This window comes from Rhodococcus sp. EPR-134, from assembly GCF_001647205.1.
Lineage (GTDB): Bacteria > Actinomycetota > Actinomycetes > Mycobacteriales > Mycobacteriaceae > Rhodococcus_F > Rhodococcus_F qingshengii.
The window spans coordinates 1-1,354 of the sequence record NZ_LVCT01000570.1 but is presented as its reverse complement, the minus strand read 5'-3'; the positions used below and the strand labels follow the sequence as shown (position 1 = coordinate 1,354).

2 protein-coding genes are annotated in these 1,354 nt (G+C 61.4%); both read right to left on the bottom strand.

Annotated elements, in window-relative coordinates:
* Window positions 1-625: aminotransferase class I/II-fold pyridoxal phosphate-dependent enzyme (locus A2J01_RS25410; protein ID WP_156519403.1), on the bottom strand; the 625-nt coding region annotated here is incomplete at its 3' end.
* Between the two features lie 160 nt (window positions 626-785).
* Window positions 786-1,190: a DUF4259 domain-containing protein gene (locus A2J01_RS25405; protein WP_064113851.1), complete on the bottom strand. Its 405-nt coding sequence runs from the start codon at window positions 1,188-1,190 to the stop codon at window positions 786-788.
* Window positions 1,191-1,354 lie beyond the last annotated feature (164 nt).

The window sequence follows — 1,354 nt, the reverse complement described above, 5'->3', positions numbered from 1 at the left end:
AGATCTCGTCGACCAACACACTGACATGGGGATTGGCCTCGATCACTTCGGCGAGGGCCTGCAGCTGCTCGCGGGTGTACACAGATCCGGTGGGGTTGCCCGGGGCATTGAGGATGACCCACTTGGTGTTCGAAGTGATTGCAGCGGATAGTGCTTCGGCTGTGAGAAGAAAGTTGTCGGACTCCTCGCACTGAACGATCACCGGAGTTCCGTCGTGAGCGAGGACCATATCCGGGTACGAAACCCAGTAAGGGGCGGGAACGATAACCTCGACGCCGGCTTCGACCGTCGCCATGAGAGCGAGGAAGATGACCTGTTTCGCGCCGCCGCCGACGGTGATCTGGTTGTCCGCGTACTGGATTCCGGTTCGCGAAGCCGCGCGTGCTGCGATTGCCTCGCGTAGAGCCGGGATGCCGTTGACTGCGGTGTACTTGGTCTGACCCGTGTTGATCGCAGTGATCGCCGCAGACTTGATGTTGTCGGGTGTGTCGAAATCGGGCTCCCCGACGGTCAGGTCGAGTATTTCACGGCCCTGGGCCTTCAGCTCGCGCACTCGTTGTGCGGCAGCCACACTCGGCGACTCCCTGATTCTGTCGACGCGCGCAGCCGGAACGAAAGTCGCCATGATGGTCTGCTCCTGGGTCCGGGGTGAGCGTGGATTCCCGTCGTCGACGAGCCACAGTTCTCACTCGGTGATCCGTTCGACCATAGGGTCCTACCAGGGCATCTGACCAAGACCGAACCGTTGTGGCCCGATAAGCAAACGTGATGGAGCGGCGACGGAATCAGACCGACAGAACGCGCAGATCCTCGAGACCGTCCACGACGGGAACGCGCCACGACGCAAGCTCTTCCGGTCCCTGCTCGTCCCACAGCTCGAACAGTTCCGAATCGGTCGATGCGATGGTGCGCTCCACCATTTCGATCAGCCAGGTGAGCCGTTCACTGGTCAGAGCCGCGGTGAAGGAGTCGAGATCGAGGTCCTGGGCGGCGGGGTCGCGTTTGCGATCGGCGCGCACGATCAACACCAATTCGAGCAAGGCGACGGCGATTTGGCCGCCGTCCACCTCGAGGTAGTCGTCCTCGAATGCCCACTCCACCGATTCGAAGGTGAAGTCACCGTGTCCGATGGACGCGATCAAATCCCCTGCACCGTCGTTATCGAACGGTCCCGATCCCCACGCGCCCACTGTCTACTCTTTTCCGATTGCCGTCTCAGCGCGCTTCGAGCGCGATCTTCGCTCCGAATCCTAGAAGAACTGTTCCGGTTATGCGCTCGAGTGCCTGTCGCACTCGGGGCTTCTCGAAGGTGCTACGCGCTCGCGAGAGAAGGACCACGTAGCCACTGAGCCAC